The organism is Kitasatospora sp. NPDC056446 (assembly GCF_042796115.1).
Lineage (GTDB): Bacteria > Actinomycetota > Actinomycetes > Streptomycetales > Streptomycetaceae > Kitasatospora.
The window spans coordinates 1-1,100 of record NZ_JBHTRF010000254.1 but is presented as its reverse complement, the minus strand read 5'-3'; the positions used below and the strand labels follow the sequence as shown (position 1 = coordinate 1,100).

2 protein-coding genes and 1 pseudogene are annotated in these 1,100 nt (G+C 61.5%); all 3 read right to left on the bottom strand.

The features are described from left to right. Nucleotides 1-246: 246 nt before the first annotated feature. Nucleotides 247-378, bottom strand: coding sequence for a hypothetical protein (locus ACFQ6N_RS41105; RefSeq protein WP_258012092.1), 132 nt, complete (start codon nucleotides 376-378; stop codon nucleotides 247-249). Next, a complete protein-coding gene (locus tag ACFQ6N_RS41100; protein WP_380659235.1) occupies nucleotides 375-629 on the bottom strand; it encodes a hypothetical protein in 255 nt (84 codons plus the stop codon). The genes ACFQ6N_RS41105 and ACFQ6N_RS41100 overlap by 4 nt, the downstream gene beginning before the upstream one ends. Beyond that, nucleotides 595-1,100 (bottom strand): annotated as a pseudogene (locus ACFQ6N_RS41095) (hypothetical protein); the annotation flags it as partial. The pseudogene ACFQ6N_RS41095 and the gene ACFQ6N_RS41100, both read right to left, overlap by 35 nt.

Here is a 1,100-nt window from a genome sequence, read left to right as displayed (position 1 = left end):
GGGCTGAGCCTTCGGGGAGGATGGGTTCAAGCTGGGACGTGCTGGGAAAGAACCAAGCGCCGTCACGCAATCCGGGGTGAGGTGCTGATGAGCTACCCCAAGCGTCCGGGGAAACTTCAACCTCACCTCTAAAGTCATCTATGGCTCTAGGCGCTAAGAACCGAACAATTCTGCCTTCACCGCCAGCCAGCTCCGGCTAGTTATTTGAGTAAAGAATCCGCACCCTCTGCCCCACGAAGAACTTGCTCACTTCTCACCCCCAATCCAGGTACGGATGAACCAGCGCACGTCGCACAGCTTCCAGCCCACGACTGCGGCGATCTCGGCCACGCTGCAGCGCTCGGCGTGCAGGAGGCGGACGGTTGATGCTTTGCTCATCGATGGATCCCCAAGACACTTGCCAGCTCACGCGCGGCCTGCTCGGCTCGCTCCGGGTTGGCCTTGATCGGCTGTTTCGTGATTGCCAGTTGCTCGCGGGGCGGCATAGCCTCCAGCAGCGAGGACGGCAACGGCCACTGACGGCAGTCCCGACACAGCACGGCGAAGGCGCGACGGAAGCGCGGAGCATCCAGCTGCTGGTCGAACTCACGGCCCTCAGTGATGGCCTCCAACCAGACGGCGGCGGTCAACTGGATAACCTCCGCTGCCGGAGTCCGTTCCAGGCCCAAGCACATGAGCCTCTTGAGGCCCTCCGCAATTTCCCGTTTGATCCAGTCCGCCATTTCCGAAGTCCTCCAATGCCATTAACCCTTGAACCTGTTTGGGCATCTGTCGCCCAAGCTGGACCGTTTGAGGCCCTGCCCTTGCCGATTCCTGCGGCACGTCCTCCCACCGGGCTTGGTTGAGGTAGGTCGACCCCATCGGCACGTAGCCGCGCCGCCAGCCGTCGTCGTTGGCTTCCATGAGCCGGACATGGGCAATCAGCTCATCGCAGCGGGCATCCAGCTTCCGGCGCCTCCAGGTCTTCTCAGCCTCCTGCTTGCCCTTCTTGTTCGGGTAAGCAGCCCAGAAGTCAGCGAAGCGGCAGCGTGCGGCCACCGGCTGCACATGCTTTTGCTCTTGCTGTTCTTCTAGGTCTAGTGTTGGTGTTAGTGCTAATG